The following is a 17,135-nucleotide window of genomic DNA, read 5'->3' as shown; positions in this document are numbered from 1 at the left end:
CGGCGAGCGCCCCTCACGGCGGCGTGACGAACGACGCCGGCCCCGCCACGGCGGGGGACGGGTCCTTCCGGTAGCGCTCCAGCGACTCGCGCCGCTCCGCGGTCCAGCCGTTCTTCGGCGACGCCGCCTGCACGAGCGCCTCTAGCGCGAGCCGGCGCAGCCGCGGATCGGGGCTCCCGCGGAGCTCCTGCTCGAGCTGCGACGGGTGGACGCAGCCGTGCACCGCGGACATCGCCGCGACCATCGCGTCGTGGTGCAAGAGGTCCCGCCGGCCGAGCTCCGCGAGCGCCTGCCCGAGCGCCTTCCACGGGAGCAGGCGCGCCGCGAGCCCCAGGTACTGGGGCACGGCCAGGGCGTCCGCCTTGAGCGCGGCGAGCAGGCCCTCCCCGACGGCGACGTGGTGCTTCGCGGCGTACGGGCCGAGCCGCGCCGAGAGCGCGGGCAGGAACGCCACGAGGTGCCGGCGCCTCGGCAAGAGCTCCGCGAGCCGCTGGACGACGGTCGCGACCTCCCCCGGCTGCATCCTCGCCAGCGCCGCGGACAGCGCCTCGGCCGCCTCCTCGGGCGCGGGCGCGGCCATGTGCTCGAGCAGCCGGCGGAAGAGCGACCGCGCGTCGTCCCGGAGCGGCAGGTGCGCGGCGCGCCGCAGCAGGTCGAGCCGCGCCTCCGGCTCCGCCCGCCCGAGGATCGCGGCGAGCAGGTCCACCACGCGCCGCTCGGCCTCGGTCGACAGCCTGCCGAGCGGGATGTCCGCGAGCTTCGAGGCCACGATCCAGTCGGGATCCCGGGCGGCGCGGCCGAACACGTCCCAGGTCTCGGGCTTGTCCAGGTGGTCCCAGAGCGCCCGGAGCAGCGCGATCCGCACGTCGCGATGGGTCTTCGGGCCGTCCAGCCGGAGCAGGTCCCGGTAGGCGTCGTCGCCGCCCAGCTCGCCGAGCAGGCGCACGACCTCCTTGGCCACGGTCACCTTCGTCGTCGGCACCGCCCGGAGCTCGGCGAGCACCCGCTCCCGGGACATCTCGGCGAAGGCCTTCCGGAGCGCGTAGATCGCCCAGCGCGCGCGATCGTCGCCCAGGCACTCGATCAGGACGGGGACGCCCTGGCCTGCGTCGAGCCACGGCAGGCCCCGGATGGCCATCTCGCGCAGGGGCGGCCTCGGATCGGAGGCGAACGGGGTGATCGCCGACGCGTCGACGTACGCGAGCCGGACCAGCGCGGAGATCGCGAACCGCAGCGTGGGGACGTCGCTGGTCTCGTCGCCGAGCAGCGCGCGGAGGCCGGCGGCGTAGCTCTCCTGCTGCCTCGCCGTCCAGCGGCCGTGGCCCCCGCCGAAATCGAGCACCCAGCGCGTCTTGCCCGTGGCGAACCTGCCGGTCATGGGCTGCGTCCGGTCGAGCAGGGGGTCCAGGAGATCCTGGCGCCTCTGGCTCACGTGCCGGGCGACGGCGCCGATCAGCACGAAGCTCCTGTCCTCGCCCAGCAGCGCGGGCACGAGCCGCGCGAACCGCGGCCTGTCGTGGGCGCGCAGGAGGCCGAGCGCGCCCGCCGCGACGCCGACGAACGGGAGCTCGCGGGACAGCCGCTCGAGCGCCTCGAGCAGCGGCGTGACCACGGCGAGGCGGATGCCGAGGCTCTGCGCGAGCGAGAGCACCGCCCCTGCCCGCTCGCCGGTGCACCACGCGCCCGCGAGCTGCGCGAGCGCCGGGCTGAGCCGCTCGGCCTCCGCCCGGGTCAGCCCCTCTCCGAGCCCCGCCGTCGAGACCGAGCCGCGCACCGCGAGGATCTTCGCGATCCAGCGCGCCCCCCACGCCCCGTCGATGCGGAACAGGCGGACCACGAGCCGCTCCACGGCCGAGGCCGTGGCGTGGGACAGGTCCGCGGCGTCGAGCGCGTCCTGCGCCACGGCGCCCGCGGCCTCCAGGTGCTCCTGCGCGAACCGGCCGATGGGCAGCGCGGCGAGGGCGCCGAGCATCGCCCGCCGCACCGGATCCTGCTCGAACTTGCGGGCGCGCACGTTCGCGAGGGCGTCCGCGAGCGCGCCCCGGTCGTGCAGGACGCTCGCGACGAGCAGCGCCTGCGCCTTCGCCCGCTCTTCGCCCTCCGGGTGCCCGAGGAGCGGCGCGAGCACCTCCTTGGCCTCGGCGAAGGACAGGAGGCGCGCGTAGCTCATCCGCCGCTCCGGCTTCGAGACGAGCGACGGGCAGCTCGAGAGGTGCCGCCTCGCCTCGCGCTCGCGCAGGTCGCGGGGCAGCGCGTCGAGCACCTCGGGCGCGATCGAGCCGTCGGCGGCCTGCGCCGCGCAGGACCAGCGCTCGAAGGCCCGCTCCCGGAGCGCCTGCTCCTCGGCCGACTCGGCCTTCACGTAGCGGAACAGGAAGGCGCCGAAGCCCCCTCGCCCTCCGAGCAGGAAGGCCCGCAGGACCGCCTTCTGGTCGTCGGGACGCAGCCGCAGGAACCACCGCGGGCCCCGCTTGCCGTCGCTCAGCGCGCCCCAGGCGTGGCGGATGAGGTACTCGAGGCGCTCGGCGCCGAGGGCGGGCGCGCCCTTGTCGAAGCGCACCACCTCGAAGGCGCCGGGCGGCCGCGCGGGCCGTCCGCTCTCGTGGCGCGCCTTGAGGAGGTCGAACGTGGCGGCCGGGCGCGATCGGGCCAGCAAGCGCAGCGGTCCCGCGAGGAACGAGGGCTCCTCGCCGCGCTCGAAGAGGGCCTGGATCAGCGGGAGCGCCGCGTCGGGCGCGCGCCTGGCGAGCGGGACGAGCAGCGGCGCGAGGCGGTAGCGCTGGCGGACGTCGAGGGACGGGGAGCGGGCGATCGCCTCCCCGAACCAGCGCGCCGCGGCCGCGGGGTGCCTCACGCCGAGCCGATCGAGGCAGCTCGGGCCGCCCGCCTCGTCGATGGCGCGCCGGTGCGCCGAAACGAGCGCCTCGGAGCCGAACGGGAGCAGATCCACGATCAGGGGATCGCGCCCCGCCTGCATGCGCGCGCCGAGGAAGGCGTCCACGGCGGCCTGGCGCTTCCGCCGCGCGAGCTGGGCGACGGTGCGCCGGAGGGTGCGCCGCTCGAGGAGGGCGCCCAGCGCCGCGAGCGCCTGCGCGTCGTCGCAGAAGCGGGCGACCATGCGGCTTGCGCGCCGCCGCACGGAGCGGGACGGGTCGGAGACGGCCGCTGCGACGCGCGCGCCGTCGCCCGAGCCGTAGACGCTCATCAACGCGAGGAGGCGCTCGTAGGGCTGAGCGCTCTTCCAGAGCGCGCCGAGGAGCGCGCTTGCGCCGGCGTCGCCGCGCGCGGCGGCGCGGCCCAGCTCCACCACGCGGCGGACACGGTCGTGGTGCGTTTGCGGCTCGAGCTCGGCGAGGAAGGAAGCGGCGTCCATGAAGGGCGATCATAGCGCCCCAGGGCCGGAGGCTCGCAAGGCCGAGCGCGGCGACGCTCCGGAGCGTCGACACCCTCCGGTTTGAGATTCACCTCTCCCTGGAGGCTGTCGACACCCTCCGGTTTGAGTTTCACCTCTCCCGGCAGGCTGTCGACACCCTCCGGTTTGAGCTTCACCTCTCCCGGGAGGCTGTCGACACCCTCCGGTTTGAGCTTCACCTCTCCCGGGAGGCTGTCGACAGCTTCGGGCCGCGACGGGTCAACCCGGGTCGGGTCGCGCGCGGCTCACTTCCAGTTGACGGTGGCCCAGCCGCGGGCAGGGACGCTGAACTGGAGCTTCTTGCCGGCCACGCTGAGGGTGGTCGTCTTCGCGGAGCTGCCGGAGTTGTAGATGACCGTGACGATGGTGCCATCAGGGTTCTTGAAGGCCAGCGCGTCCCCGCCGGTCGTGTTGACGCGCATCGCTCCAGGATCGACGTACTGGGAGACGTGGCGGAAGACGTAGTAGGCAGGGGTCAGTATCAGCTCCTTCGTATCGGCTTTCACGTTGAGGAGCGCGTTCTGGGGCCACGGCCGCTGCGAGTCGATGTTCTTGCCCACCGGGTCCAGCACCATGTTCCAGGCGTTGTACGAGTTCACCCCCGCCTTGATCCAGTCGCGGATGAGCCCCCAGCTCTCCTGCCCGTAGGCGTGATCGTTCGCTGCCGTGTTCGGGTTGTACGGAGGCGCCCCCGCAGGGTTCCAGTTGTAGTTGCCGCACTGGTGCTCCGTCTGCACGATCGGCAGGTTGCGCGATTTCAGGCCGGCTGCGCTGCCCCGCATGTTCCACTGCAGCCCGAAGCCCTTGACGTACTTCATCGCGGTGGCATCGCCGGTCACGGCGCTGAGGATCCCCGGGTCTGCCGCATCGTTGGACATCGTGCCGAGGAAGATCTGAGCCTTGATCCCCCGTTCTTCGAACGTCGGCCCGAGGTAGGTGCCGATGAACTTGGCCATGAGCTGCCCCGTCCACGCGCAGCTCGGATACCTCGTCTCGTAGGTCGGCTCGTTCTGGGGGTGGACCGCCTCGATGGTCATGCCCTCTGCGGCGTACGCCTCCACGAACTTCGCGAAGTACAGGGCATGCGCCTTCAGGGTGTTCGCGTCGTCCTTCATCTTGCCACCATCGAAGGCGCCGTTGCTCTTCATCCAGGTGGGGGGCGTCCAGGGGCTGGCCCAGAGGTGGAGGCCGGGCCTCACGGCGAGCGCCGCCTTGATGTACGGGATCAATTTCTCCTTGTCCCGCGCGATGGAGAAGCTCTCCATCGTGAAATCATCCTTCTTCTCGTCGAGGCTATAGCGGTCCATCGCATAGTCGCTGGCCCCCATGGGGATGCGCCCGTAAGCGAACCCAGCGCCCTCGTTCTTGTCGAAGAGAAGCTTGATGGCGCGCTGCCGCTCAGACTCGCTGAGCATCGAGAGCATGTTCCAGCCCATCTCGTTGAAGGAGCCGCCGAAGCCATCCCATCGCTGCTGCGTTGCCGCGTCATCGACGGTCACGTCGGCATTGCCGCTCGTCACTTCCGTCGGCGTCCCGATCTTCCAGTACTCGTTCGCGCCCGAGGTGATCAACGTGGGCTCGACCAGGTCGGGCTCACCGCCGCCGGTACCGGAAGACGAGCCGCCGCCGCCGTCTCCGCTCGGATCGCCGTCCGCACCGCCCGAACCGCCCGTCCCCGCGCCGCTGCCTGTCGTCCCGCTCCCGCTCGCGTCGCCGCTCCCGCTCGCGTCTCCGCTCCCGCTGGGGTCTCCACTCCCGCTCGCGTCTCCGCTCCCGCTCGCGTTTCCGCTCCCGCTCCCGCTACTGCCCGCACCCGCACCCGGGCCGCCCGAGCTCTCGGGTTCTTCCGGGCCGCTCGAAGAACCGCAACCCACCAAGAGAAACGCGAGCAATATGCCGACGGTCGAAGCTCGTGCCCTGTTCATCACAAAAATCCTCCATCCCAGGAGTGCAACCCCTTGGCGGTGCCTGCAGCAGGCGTCAGAAAGTGGCGGTCCTATATGCCCAGAAGGCCCCACGGTGATCGGGCGGGTGGGATAAAAGGCGGCAAGCTTCACGTCGATGACCCGGCGCACGCACGCGCCATGCGCTCGCGTTACGCCGCCCGTACCCAAGGTCCCGCGCCGACGTCGCGGATGGCACGGCGGCACGCCTTCCAGATCGTGCACGGCGGCTCCAACCCGGCCGTACGATTGCTGGGTTTCGATGCGCGTGTTAGCGTCGGCCCCCGATGCGAACCGCGGTTTTCGCCCTCGCCCTCCTGGCCGGTTGCGGGGGCGCATCCGGGGCGGCGCCCGGCGCGGCCCTCTCCCCCTCCTACGCGTCGAGCCTGGGCTCCACGTCGGCGAGCATGCCCAGCATGCTGCCCGCGCCGACGTTGCCCAGTCGGGGGGCGGTCCAGGCCGATCTGGTCGTCCGCCCCGACGTGCTCGTCCTCAGCTTCGCGCTCCAGGAGACCGACGCCGATCCGCAGCGCGCCCTCACCGCGGCGAAGGCTTCGGTCGAGGACCTGGGGCGACAGCTCACGGAGGCGACCGCCGGCGCATCCACGGTGAAGATGCTTGGCGCATCGTTCACCGCGGTCTTCACCGACAAGGCGGAGAGCGATGGCGACGCCGTATCGGCCGCCGTCGACGGCGTGATCGAGGTGCGCCTCGCCCCCGAGCTCGACTTCTGGGCGAGGAGCCGGCTGGCCGCGGCCGTGGCGCAGGTCCGGCGCGACGTGAGCGCCGCGGTCCAGGCCGCGAAGGACGGGCGGCGCGGGGCCACCTTCGGGCAGCCTCGGGCCGAGGTGAAGGAGCCGGAGGGGCACCGCGCGCAGCTGACCGAGCAATGGGTCCGGAGGGCTCGGTCGTTCGCGGAGGCGGCGCAGGCGGCGTCTGCGCCGCTCTCGCTCGTGGACTGCGCGCCGCCGGGGGCCATCGAGCAGCGGCCCATCTCGCTCGTCGAGGTGGGGCTCTCGCTGTCGGTCGCGTGCCGCCTGGACGCGCTCTCCGCAGAACCGAAGCGCGACTGACGGACTGCGGCGGCTCCCCCCCGGACATCCGTCGTCGGGCAGGACGTCACCCGGCGATCAGCCGGAACACGGGGAGCTCTGGCCGGCATGTGAACCGCACAGGCAGGACGCTCGTGCCGACACCGCGGCTCACGTACACCCTGCCATGGGCCGTTTCGTACATACCCGAGCGAAATCGGCCCGAACCAGGCGGAACCCACACCGCCGTTCCGAGCGCTCGGATCTGCCCTCCATGCGTATGCCCCGCGAGGCCCAGGTCGAAGCGCGGCGCGCCGGGAGAGAGCGCCTCGAAGATGCCGGGCGCGTGCGTGAGAAAGAGCCGAGCCGGAGCGGATGGCACGTTCGTCAGGGCGGCGCGCAGGTCGTGGTTCCCGCTGCAGAAATCGTCGGTCGCGACGACGGAGAGGCCGCGCTTCAGCAGCACCGACTCGTTCCCGAGGAGCCTGGCTCCGGCGCGCGCGTACACCTCGCTCAGCCTTTGCAAGGGGACATGCCCCCAGTGTTCCCAGTTGCCGATGGTGGCGAGGACCTCACGCCCCGGCGCGGCGAGCCTGCGGCAGAACTCCTCCAGCGCGCCGAGCGAGCCCTCGCCCTCGATCGAGTCGCCGGTCAGCACGACGAGATCGGGCGCCAGCCTGCGGATGGCGTCGATGGCCTTCTCGTGCACACCGCCGAGCGCGCGCAGGTGGATGTCGGAGAGGTGAGCGATCCGAAACCCCTGAAGCGCGGCCGGGAGCCGCGGAATCGGGACATCGTGCTCGGCGACATCGAGCCACGAAGGTTCGATGGCGATCCCATCGAAGGCGGCAATTCCAGCAGCGCAGCAGCTGGCGTGGAGGAAGGCTCGGCGGGTGACCGGTCGGACCATCCCGGAACCTTAGCAAACTCAGCTCGAGGGCCGCGGCTTGCGCGTGAGCTGGACCAGCCGCTCCGGGGAATCGAGCCCGGGATCGGGGCCGTCGAGATCCTCCAGCACGAGCTCGAACAGCCCGTTGTCGAACGGCCTCCCCGCGGCCGGCTCGGCGGGCACGAGGCGCTCGCGCTTGCCCTGCGCGGCCAGCGTGCGCGCGCGGAAGTGGCAGTACGGGTTGTTCCCCGGCCGCCCGAAGAGCGCGTGCGCCGTGAAGCTGCACCCGCCCATGCACACCTCCGCGAACGCGCAGCTCCGGCAGAAGCCCCAGAGATCGTCGGCCGTGCGCGCCCTCGCGAACGCGAGGCGCGGCGCCTCGTCCCAGATCTCCTGGAGCGCGCGCCCGCGCAGGTTGCCGCCCACGTAGGCGTCGCTCTGGAGCGACGGGCAGCCCTTCACCGCGCCGTCGGACTCGATCCCCAGCACCAGCTTCCCGGCCTGACAGCCGCGAAAATGGTCGCGGCCGCCCTCGCGCAGCGAGCGCAGGAGCGCCTCCTCCGGGCCGAAATAGCCCAGGTTGTTGCCGGGCATCACCGTGATCCCATCCTGGAAGGCCCGCCGCTTCAGCGCGGCGATGCGCGGGAGCACGTCGAGCAGGTCGTAGGGCTGGAGCAGCATCGCCGGCCGGTCGGCCGCGCGCCCGAGCGCCGCGGTGATCTGCACCTGCCACGCCTTGATCCCCTGCTCCCGGAGCAGGTCGTAGAGCGCCTCCAGATCGCCCTGGTTCACCCGGTTGAGGTTGGTGTTGGCCGCGGTGAGCAGCCCCGCGCCCCGGAGGTGCCCGAGCGCCGAGAGCGCGCTCCGGTGGCTGCCCGGGGCCTTGCGGATGAGGTCGTGGGCGCGCTCCAGCCCGTCGACGCTGACCGAGACGCTGTGCAGGCCGGCCCCCTTCATCTGCGCCGCGATCTCCGCGGTGATCCCGCGCCCCCCGGTGGTCATGGTCGGCCGCACGCCCGCGGCCTTGAGCGCCGCGATGATCTCCAGAAAGCCGTCGTGCAGGTAGGCCTCGCCGCCGATGAGCACCACCTCGCGGGCGCCCATCGCCGCGAGCTGCCGCACCACGCCCAGCGCCTCCTCGGTGCCGAGCTCCGAGGGCCGCGCGGCCCCTGCCCGGGAGCCGCAGTGCCGACAGGGCTGATCGCAGCGGAGCGTCAGCTCCCAGACGACGTACGCCGGGAAATACTCGCCGGGAACCACATCGAGACGGCGCAGCGCCATGCCCGAGCCTACCGCGAACTCCGCCGCCGGCTCCTGCGCTCCTGCGCCCTTTCGACGCGCGGGGGGGGGATGGTGATCTGCGCACGCGCACGCCGGTCCGCTGCGCCATACCCCTCCATTTTCCTTGCACGGCGCCGGGGCCCCTTGCCATAGAACGGAACGGTTCACCTCCCTGGCTCGGCCTTCCGACGTGCGCCAGGGCTCGGCCGCATGGCCCAAAGGCGGAGATCCTCATGCTCACCCTCGGCGCTTGTCCTTGCTGCGATGGCTTCGTTCCTCCCGGCGCTTCCGCCTGCCCGCATTGCGGCGCGACGGCCACGGCCGAGCGCGTCACCTGCGCGCAGGCGCGCCACGGGATCGCGACCCGGCTGCTCGCGGCGGCGTCGGGCGGCATGGTGGCTGTCACGCTGATGGCCTGCTACGGCATGCCCCCGTGCGACGAGCCGGCCACCGACAGCGACGGCGACGGCTACCAGGCGACGTGCGAGGGCTACGGGCCCGAGGAGGACTGCGACGACGGCAATCCGGACATCCACCCCGGGGCGACGGACGTGGCAGGTGACAGCATCGATCAGGACTGCAGCGGCGACGACACCCCGCTCGGCACCGGCGGCGCGGGAGGCACGGGCGGCGGAGGCGGCGCAGGCGGCGCCTCCTGACAAATCCCCTCACCCTGTTGGCATTTAAACAGAGAATTGAACAGGGAGACGGGGAGACAGGGAGATGAATGGGGGCTCACTCCCCGCCTCCCCGCCTCCCTGTGAACTTTCCCGAAAACGGAGCTGCCGCCCATTCGGACAACACACGGCTGACGCGCTCGAGATACCCCCCCTCGCGCACGATCTCCTGGTATCCCGGCACCGCGCCGACCCACTCCCGCATGCGCACGTTCGACACGTCGGTGAGATACATCGTGGGAAGCCCCATGAGCGCGGGCCCATCCATGCCAGCAGTCGTGACGCCGAGCTGACCGACGAGGTCGTGCGTGCGCTTCAAGTGCTCGAAGAACTGCAGCTGCGCCCTGCGCATGTCGAGCTGCCGGAAGGTGGGGTCCTTCCAGAAGAGCGTCATGTCGACCGCGCCGTCGGGGACCCGTGCGTCTCGAAGGGCGTCGCCGGTCAACACAGGCACGAGCCCCGCACGTTGAACGAGGTCCGTCAGCTCCAGGAGCTCGGCGAGCGTCGTGTTGCGGTGCGGGTGATGGAGCCCTTCGCGGATCCAGAGCAGCACCTTCTTCCGGCGTGACTCTCCCGCGCGCGCCTCCGCGAGCCTGCGATCGACCCAGGCGATCACCGATCCCGGAATGGGCGCGTCCCCGAGGAACGCCGCGCGGAGCCTCCGCTGGGCGGACGACGGCTCGGCCTTGAAGGCGCGCGCGACGATCTCCGTCGTCTGCTTCACCGCGCGCGGGCGCGAGCGGTGCGTCTGAAGGTGATCGCTCAGGCCAGCATCGCGCAGAAACGCCTCGGCTTGCGGTGTCCCCGGCTTGCCTGGCTCGACCTGGATGGCCGCGCCCGCGAGGACGGCGGCCGCGGCGACATACCACCCCTCGCCGAACGAAAAGCCGCTGTCCGTGTGGAACGTATACGCGTGGTTTCGCTCCTCGACGATCCTGCGCGCCGCGCGGGCGGCGGCCTCGGCCTCGTGAGCCGCCGCGCGCGCCGCGCGGGCGACCTTGGACCGCGGAGAGCCGCCCTCGAGCTCTGCGGCGCAGATCGCGGCCGCGCGGGCCGAGGCGTCTGCGCCGGCCACGATCGCCTCCACGCGCCGCCACCCGTCGTCGCAAGCGTCGCGCGTCGGAGCGCGCTGCGCGCTCAACGAGAGCTGGCCCGCTCCATGGAGCGCGTCTGCTGCCCGCGCCGCGTGAGCCCGCGCCAGGGTCGAACGGGCGCCCCTCGCCGTCGCGAGGAGTCGTTCCCTTCCAGCGTCGACCTCATGTCCCTGGAGGGCGGCGCGCTCCTGCTCGGCGGCGGCCAGCGCGCGATCTGCCTGCTCGATCGCGCGTTCGAGCAGACGCCGGTAGCGCTCGCGCTGCCCTAGCTCATGCAATGTGGTCGCCAGGGCGAGCGCCGCGTCGAGGCTGCGTTCGGCGTCGCGCTCGATATGCTGCGCGGCGAGCGTCTCGGCGACAACCACTCCCATGCACACTGGCTCGAGTCCCTCGAACATCGTGACCTACGCCGGGCCGCCAGACCGGTCAAGCGCTATCGCCCGCTCGGTGTTCCGCGTCGATCAAGCTATCACGGATTTCCCAGAATACGTGCTCGCGCGCGGGGAAATACGTGCTCGCGCGCGGGGACGAGCCGCCGGGCGCTCGCAGCTGGAACGCCGGCGCGGTTGAGCACCGGCGGCCCGCGTCCAGCAAAGTTCAGTTAGGATATCCGGGGATGTTCATCTCCATCGCGTAGAGCGACGCGCCCGCCGTGATGTAAAGGGTCTTTCGATCGGCCCCGCCGAACGCGACGTTCGACACCTCGCCCATCCCCGTGATCGAGCCGAGCCTCGCGCCGCTCGGCGCGAGGACATCCATGCCGTCGCGCCACGCGATGTAGATATTGCCCGCGCAGTCGACGCCCATGCCGTCGGCCTTCGGCAGGTTCGCTGCGAAATCGGACGAGGCGCCGGGCGCTCCTTCGGCGCTCAGCGGATAACGACGGATCCGGCCGGGGGTGAACTCGGTCACGTACAGCACGCTCTCGTCCGGCGAGAGCGCGACGCCGTTGGGGGTTTCCAGCGTGCCGATGAGGCTCACCGCGCCCGACGGGGACACGCGGTAAGCTGCTGTCGGCAACTCCGGCCTGCCGGCGCTGAGCTGAAAATCGGGATCGGTGAAGTAGACGTTGCCGTCGCTCCGCGCGACGACATCGTTCGGGGAGCTGAACCGCTTGCCCATGTACGACCCGGCGACCTCGCGCCGCGCCTTCGTGCCGAGATCGAACACGGAGATGCTGCGCGTGTCGTGGGTACATGCGATGAGGTTCCCGTCGCTGTGGAGGCCCAGCCCGTTCGTCCCGCTGTTCTCGAGGAACACCTCGATCGTGCTCGGAGGCGTGAGCTTCTGGATCTTCGCCTTCGGGCCGTTGAGGGGCGGAGCGTTCTGCGACTGCATGTTGATCTCCGAGAAGAACAGCGCCCCGAGCTCGGCGACCCAGACCGGGCCCTCGACGTACGTGAACCCCCCTCGGACCAGCTGCGGCCTGCCGTTCGCCGGCAGCGGATTGGCCGCGTACGGGCCGCCCGGGCAGACGGCCGACACGTCATCACCGCCGCCTGCTCCGGCGCCGCCTGCTCCGGCGCCGCCCGCCCCGGCGCCGCCCGCCCCGGCGCCGCCCGCCCCGGCGCCGCCGCTGCCGCTCCCCGCCGCAGCGCCGCCGCTGCCGCTGCCGCTCCCCGCCGTGGCGCTGCTCGCGCCCGCGCCCGCGCTGCCCGCGCTGGTGCCGCTCGAGGTCGTGGTACCCACGCTGCCCGCAGAGCCGCTCGACCCGCCGGCCCCGGCATCGCTGGAGGATCCACCTCCGCCCTCCGACTCGAGCGGGTCGTCGCCGCCGCAGCCGTTCGCCGCAACGAGCACAATCCAAGAGACAACGAGCGAATACCTGGCCTTCATAAGCAAGCTCCTCCAAGCGCCCCGGATGGTGTGCCGATCGGGCGCGCCCATCATCGTCAGCTCGCCTCGCGCCGCAAGGGCCGAGGTGACCGAACGGCACAGCACGTCGATCGCGAGCTCCGCCTGGCCAGGAACGGGCTTGCCGCGGTGCGCCGCGAACGGCGGCGGCGGGCGAGGAGGCAACCGACGGTCCGCAGCGATAGGATGCAGCGACATCATGAAAATTGCTGTTTACGGCTTCGGATCCATCGGCGGCTTGCTGGGCGCCCGGCTGGCGACGGCCGGCTGCGACGTCAGCGCCGTCGCGCGCGGAGAGAACCTCGCCGCCTTGCAGAGGCGCGGCTTGCTGCTGCAAGTCGATGGAGAGATCACCCGCGTGCCGATCCGCGCGGCGCAGGATCCGGCCGCGCTCGGCGCGCAGGACGTCGTGATCATCGCGGTCAAGGCCACCGCGCTTGCCGACGTCGCCGCGCGCATCGCGCCGCTGCTCCGCGAGGACACGATCGTCGTCCCCGCCATGAACGGCGTGCCGTGGTGGTTCTTCGCCCCCGAGAACGTGCCGTATGCCGGCGCTCGGCTCCAGTCGCTCGATCCCGGCGACGTCGTGCCGCGCGCCATCCGGCTCCGCCAGGTGATCGGCTGCGTCGTGCACCTGTCGGGTTCAAGCCCGGAACCGGGGCTGGTGCGCGTCGGCCTCGGCAACCACCTGCTCCTCGGCGAGCCGGCCGGCGGACATTCGGACCGGGTGCGCGTGCTTGTCGAGCTGCTGCGGCGCGCCGGCTTCGAGGCCAAGGCCAGCGCCGACATCCGGACCGACATCTGGTACAAGCTGTGGGGCAACATGACGATGAACCCGGTGTCTGTGCTCACCGGAGCGACGTGCGATCGGATACTGGACGATCCGCTGGTGCGCGGCTTCTGTCTTCACGCGATGCAGGAAGCGGCGGCGATCGGCGAGAGGATCGGTTGCCCGATCGCGCAGAGCGGAGAAGACCGGATGGAGGTCACGCGCAGGCTCGGCGCGTTCAAGACATCGATGCTGCAGGACGCGGAAGCGGGCAAGTCCCTGGAGATCGATGCGCTGGTGACCGTGGTCCATGAGATAGGCAAGCTGACCGGCGTGCCGACGCCGACCATCGATAGCCTGCTCGGCCTCGTGCGCCTGTGCGGCCGCACGCGCGGCTTGTATGCCGGATGATCCAAGCGTCGCTCAGGGCCGGGCTCCACCGCAGTCGCCGGGGCAATTGCAGTCGTTCTCCCCCGCGCCGCAGGCGCCGTCGCCGCACTTCGCGCAGAGGTGCGCGTCAGGCGCCGTTGTCACGCACGCACCGTCGACCCGCGCCATGCTCTCGATGGGCGTGAGACCCGGGCAGCAGGTCGTGAACGACTTGCTCGACGCCATCCCTCCTTCGCCCGAGCAGTGCGACGCAAGCGCTGCGCACGAGCCGTCGGCTTGCTGGACATACCCGGGCAAGCAGTCGCACTGCGGCCGCCTGGGGCGCAGCACCGGCACCGTGCCGGCGGGGCCTCTCGGCCCGAGCTGAACGGTAGCCGCGTCCGGAGACCGCGCCGGCGCAGCGCCATCCGGGCTCGCCGGCGGCGGGGGGCTGGCTCCCTCCGGCGCCGTCGGCCCCGCGGGAGGCGTGGCGATCTTGCCGTCGGGCGTCTGGGACTCGATGGGGATCCAGTCGACGATCTGGCCGTCCGGCGTGACCGTGGTGGCCACGACGTGCTTGCGGGGAGGCCGAGGCGTTCCCCCCGGCGCGCAGGGGTTGTCAGCGCCCGAGCGAGGGGGATCCGCCGGGTCGGGCTCCCTGGCGGCGCAGGCCGTGGCGAGGAGCAGCAGGGGGCACAGGAGCAGAGCAAGCGCGTGCATGGGCATGGAAACACGAAAGCCCGCGGGATCTTACGGCGCCACGCCGCCTGCGGCGGCGGAACGGTGCGAATCGGTGCGAGTCGGCCGCAGAGCGGCCAGCGTCGCGCGGGTGCCTCGGAGGTGACGCAGCGGCGGGGGTGTTGTAGCCGCAATGATCGCTGTGCGGCGCTGTGCACCTGGCCCTGGCCTGCTGATCGCGGGCGCCCTCGCGGGCGCGTGCGCTGCCGCGCCGGACGCGCCCGCGCGGCCTACAGGCGGCGTCGAGGCGCCGGCCGGAAGCGCCCTGCCTGGGCCTGCGGAGGCGGCGCGGGTGCCCATGCCGAGGCCGGCGCGGGCGAGGCTCGGGGCGGCGGTGGTCGCGAACCAGGCCTGCGAGGGGTGCCACGAGGAGGTGGCGCGGGAGTGGCGCGCGTCGCTCCACCACCGGGCGAACACCGAGCCGGCCTACCGGCGGGCGTTCGCGATCGAGCCGATGCCGTTCTGCCGGGCCTGCCACGCGCCCGAGGCGAGGCCGGAGGAGCCAGAGCCGGAGGCGCTCGGGGCGCTCGGGGTGGGGTGCGTGACGTGCCACGTGACCAGCGACGGCGAGGGCGGGCTCGCGGGGGAGGCGGCGGCGCCGGTGCTCGCGGCGCCGTGGGCGGGGCGCGGGGCTCCGCCGGCGGCGCCGCACGCGGTGATCCGGGACGCGCGGTTCGGGGGCGCGGACGCGTGCGCGGCCTGCCACGAGTTCGCGTTCCCCACGGCGCGAGGGCGGTCGGCCGCGGAGCTGATGCAGTCGACCGTCATCGAGCACCGCGCGTCGCCGGCCGCGGACCAGCCCTGCGCGGCGTGCCACATGCCGCGCGGGCCGGCGGGGCGGCGCGGCCACGGGTTCGCAGGATCGCGGGACGAAGCGCTCGTGCGGAGCGCCGTCGCGGTGACGGCGCGGCGGCTCTCGGCGACGCGCGTGGCGGTGACGCTCGCGCCCGCGAACGCGGGGCACGCGTTCCCGACGGGGGATCTGTTCCGGAGGCTCGAGGTGTCGGCCGAGGCGCTCGGGCCCGACGAGCTCGTGCTGGGGCAAGCCGAGCGCTACCTGACACGGCACTTCGCGCTGCGGCCCGGGGCCATCGGGCGGAAGCTCGTCGCCGACGATCGGGTGCACGCGGAGCCCGTGACGGTGGAGCTCGACGTCGGTGCCGCCGGCGAGGGGCGGGCGATCGCGTGGCAGGTGGCCTACCAGCGGGTGGCGCACCCGAACGGGGTGGACCTGCGCGACGCGGAGATCGAGGGCGAGATCCGGGTGGCGTCGGGGAGGCTCGCTCCGTGAGCGGACGAGGGATCGGCGCGGGGGGAGCAGGCCGGCGCGGCGAGCGGTCCGGGGTGGTGGGCGGCGGAGCAGCCGGCGGGTCGAGCATGGAGAGCGTGAGAGCGCGGCGCGGCAGTCCGGCGCGGCCGTGCCTGGAGGAGGACGAGCGATGATCGGGCGAAGGGCGTGGTGGGGGCTGGGCGGGCTCGTGATGACGATGGCGGGGTGCGGCCCTGTGCCTGCGCCGCAGGCCGCGGACGGGCCGCGCGCGGAGGCCGCAGCGCAGGGGTCAGGCACGGCAGGCGTGACGGGCGCATCGAGCACCGCAGGCGCGGCGGGCGGGGTGAAGGCGGACGAGGCGGCGAAGCCGGCGCCGCCGCCGAAGTCGGCGTTCGCGCTGGTGGCGCAGATCCCGGCGGACGTCGAGCTGCGGTTGCACCCGGTGGAGGGGGCGCTGCTCGTATCGACCTCCAACCTGATGATGATCGAGGGGGAGCAGACGGGCGTGGCCGCCGCGGTCGGCGTGCTGAAGGACGGGAAGATCGAGTTCCCGAAGCGGCTGCACCTGCCGGGGTGGTGGGTGTCCGTGATCGACGTCCACGGGCGCTATCCCGACCAGCTCGACCTGATCGCGACGGGCACCACGGGCCGCACCGGCGTCGCCGAGCACTACGCGCTGGGGGCGAAGGGCTGGGAGCGGCGCGTGAGCAACGCGGGCCAGTGGTTCACCGGGGTGGCAAGGATGGGCAGCTCGCTCGTGGGGCTGGCGGGGCCGACGATGATCGGGCCCTCGAGGTTCGTCACGCTGCGCGGACCCGGGGTGGGGCTGACGATCACGCCGGCGCCCAAGAAGGGGGAGTGCCGCGGGTTCGACTCCGAAGGGGCATCGCCCTACGCGGAGGCCGAAGTCCGCCCGGAGGCATTCGGGGCGACGCGCGATGGGACGGCGCTGAGCTACGGGCGCAACTGCAAAGGGGAGAGCGCTCTGGAGGTCTGGAAGCGCGGCGAGAGACGCTCGACCATCGTGCCTGTCCCGACGCCGTCCGAGGAGCAGAAGGCCGACGATGTGCGCACGCTGATCCTGCCGGGCCCCGGCGACGGCGAGGCGTGGATCGTGGACGGGGGCGTGCTCCGCTACCAGGGCGGGGAGGCGAAGAAGATCGAGCCGCCGGCGAAGGGCGCGCGCGTGCTCACGGCGTCGGCGGCGCCGGACGGGACGCTGTGGGCGCTCACGGACGACGCGCTGTTCGCGCGCAAGGGCGACGCCTGGGAGCAGGCGCCGCTGCCCGACGGGGTGAAGGCCCGGGACGTGGCCGTCGGGAGCGACGGCGCGGTATGGGTCGCGGCCGGCGGGGCGATCCTGAAGCACGGCGGCGCCAGCGAGGCCGCGGGCGCGGCGCCGGGGACCATCCAGCTCCAGAAGGGGCCGCCGCCGACGCCCAAGGAGAACCGGACCTTGCCGAGGCCCGGCGGGCCGAAATGCCCGCAGAATCTCGTGGTTCTCTACACGTTCAGCAAGACGGCGCCGGACGACTACGACTTCCCGCTGACGCGCAAGGCGCTCAAGGGACGCACGGAGTTCTCGCCGGCGCGCTTCGTCGTGACGCGCGACATGGGGCAGCGCTTCTTCGCGGCGTTCGTACCGACCTGGGACCTCGCGAAGAAGCTGGAGGAGCGGATCAAGACCGATGTGCAGGGCTCGGCGCCGCAGATCGTGTGCGCCAAGCCGGAGGTGGTGCGGGAGCTGAAGCTCGATCTGAAGACGGGAGAGGTCGCGAAGTGAAGACGGGTGAAGACGGCGCGCCGGG

The 17,135-nt window shown here is 72.7% G+C and carries 12 protein-coding genes; 5 read left to right on the top strand and 7 right to left on the bottom strand.

Annotation, left to right across the window (positions count from 1 at the left end; translation table 11 throughout):
* Positions 1–13 precede the first annotated feature (13 nt).
* Both WMF29_RS09810 and WMF29_RS09805 read right to left on the bottom strand, forming a co-directional pair.
* Positions 14–3,373, bottom strand: a complete 3,360-nt coding sequence (locus tag WMF29_RS09810; protein WP_437328579.1) for a hypothetical protein — start codon at positions 3,371–3,373, stop codon at positions 14–16.
* Between the two features lie 284 nt (positions 3,374–3,657).
* Positions 3,658–5,337, bottom strand: coding sequence for a glycoside hydrolase family 30 protein (locus WMF29_RS09805; protein ID WP_437328578.1), 1,680 nt, complete (start codon positions 5,335–5,337; stop codon positions 3,658–3,660).
* A 305-nt stretch (positions 5,338–5,642) separates the two neighbouring features.
* On the opposite strand from WMF29_RS09805, the gene WMF29_RS09800 reads away from it, so the two are divergent.
* Positions 5,643–6,428 (top strand): hypothetical protein, encoded by a 786-nt coding sequence (locus WMF29_RS09800; RefSeq protein ID WP_437328577.1) that lies wholly within the window; start codon positions 5,643–5,645, stop codon positions 6,426–6,428.
* 46 nt (positions 6,429–6,474) lie between these two features.
* On the opposite strand, the gene WMF29_RS09795 is transcribed toward WMF29_RS09800, so the two are convergent.
* The gene (locus WMF29_RS09795; RefSeq protein WP_437328576.1) at positions 6,475–7,296 is read right to left on the bottom strand and encodes a metallophosphoesterase; all 822 of its coding nucleotides are present in this window, start codon (positions 7,294–7,296) and stop codon (positions 6,475–6,477) included.
* 18 nt (positions 7,297–7,314) lie between these two features.
* Complete coding sequence (locus tag WMF29_RS09790) at positions 7,315–8,556, bottom strand: radical SAM protein (protein WP_437328575.1); 1,242 nt, start codon at positions 8,554–8,556, stop codon at positions 7,315–7,317.
* 233 nt (positions 8,557–8,789) lie between these two features.
* Here WMF29_RS09790 and WMF29_RS09785 point away from each other — a divergent pair, with 233 nt between their 5' ends.
* Positions 8,790–9,215 (top strand): putative metal-binding motif-containing protein, encoded by a 426-nt coding sequence (locus WMF29_RS09785; protein ID WP_437328574.1) that lies wholly within the window; start codon positions 8,790–8,792, stop codon positions 9,213–9,215.
* A 76-nt stretch (positions 9,216–9,291) separates the two neighbouring features.
* On the opposite strand, the gene WMF29_RS09780 is transcribed toward WMF29_RS09785, so the two are convergent.
* Both WMF29_RS09780 and WMF29_RS09775 read right to left on the bottom strand, forming a co-directional pair.
* Positions 9,292–10,698, bottom strand: a complete 1,407-nt coding sequence (locus WMF29_RS09780; protein WP_437328573.1) for a hypothetical protein — start codon at positions 10,696–10,698, stop codon at positions 9,292–9,294.
* Positions 10,699–10,924: 226 nt separating this feature from the next.
* Positions 10,925–12,163 (bottom strand): SMP-30/gluconolactonase/LRE family protein, encoded by a 1,239-nt coding sequence (locus WMF29_RS09775; RefSeq protein ID WP_437328572.1) that lies wholly within the window; start codon positions 12,161–12,163, stop codon positions 10,925–10,927.
* Between the two features lie 217 nt (positions 12,164–12,380).
* On the opposite strand from WMF29_RS09775, the gene WMF29_RS09770 reads away from it, so the two are divergent.
* Entirely contained in the window at positions 12,381–13,361 is a 981-nt protein-coding gene (locus tag WMF29_RS09770; protein ID WP_437328571.1) for a 2-dehydropantoate 2-reductase, read from the top strand.
* A 12-nt stretch (positions 13,362–13,373) separates the two neighbouring features.
* Here the strand turns inward: WMF29_RS09770 and WMF29_RS09765 are convergent, their stop codons facing one another.
* A complete protein-coding gene (locus WMF29_RS09765; protein ID WP_437328570.1) occupies positions 13,374–14,039 on the bottom strand; it encodes a hypothetical protein in 666 nt (221 codons plus the stop codon).
* Positions 14,040–14,190: 151 nt separating this feature from the next.
* On the opposite strand from WMF29_RS09765, the gene WMF29_RS09760 reads away from it, so the two are divergent.
* Positions 14,191–15,348: a multiheme c-type cytochrome gene (locus tag WMF29_RS09760; protein WP_437328569.1), complete on the top strand. Its 1,158-nt coding sequence runs from the start codon at positions 14,191–14,193 to the stop codon at positions 15,346–15,348.
* Between the two features lie 148 nt (positions 15,349–15,496).
* Complete coding sequence (locus WMF29_RS09755; RefSeq protein WP_437328568.1) at positions 15,497–17,110, top strand: hypothetical protein; 1,614 nt, start codon at positions 15,497–15,499, stop codon at positions 17,108–17,110.
* Positions 17,111–17,135 lie beyond the last annotated feature (25 nt).

The sequence above is a fragment of the Sorangium sp. So ce381 genome (assembly GCF_051473845.1).
GTDB lineage: Bacteria > Myxococcota_A > Polyangia > Polyangiales > Polyangiaceae > Sorangium > Sorangium atrum.
The sequence above is the reverse complement of the archived record's forward strand: the minus strand, read 5'-3'. Positions and strand labels throughout refer to the sequence as shown.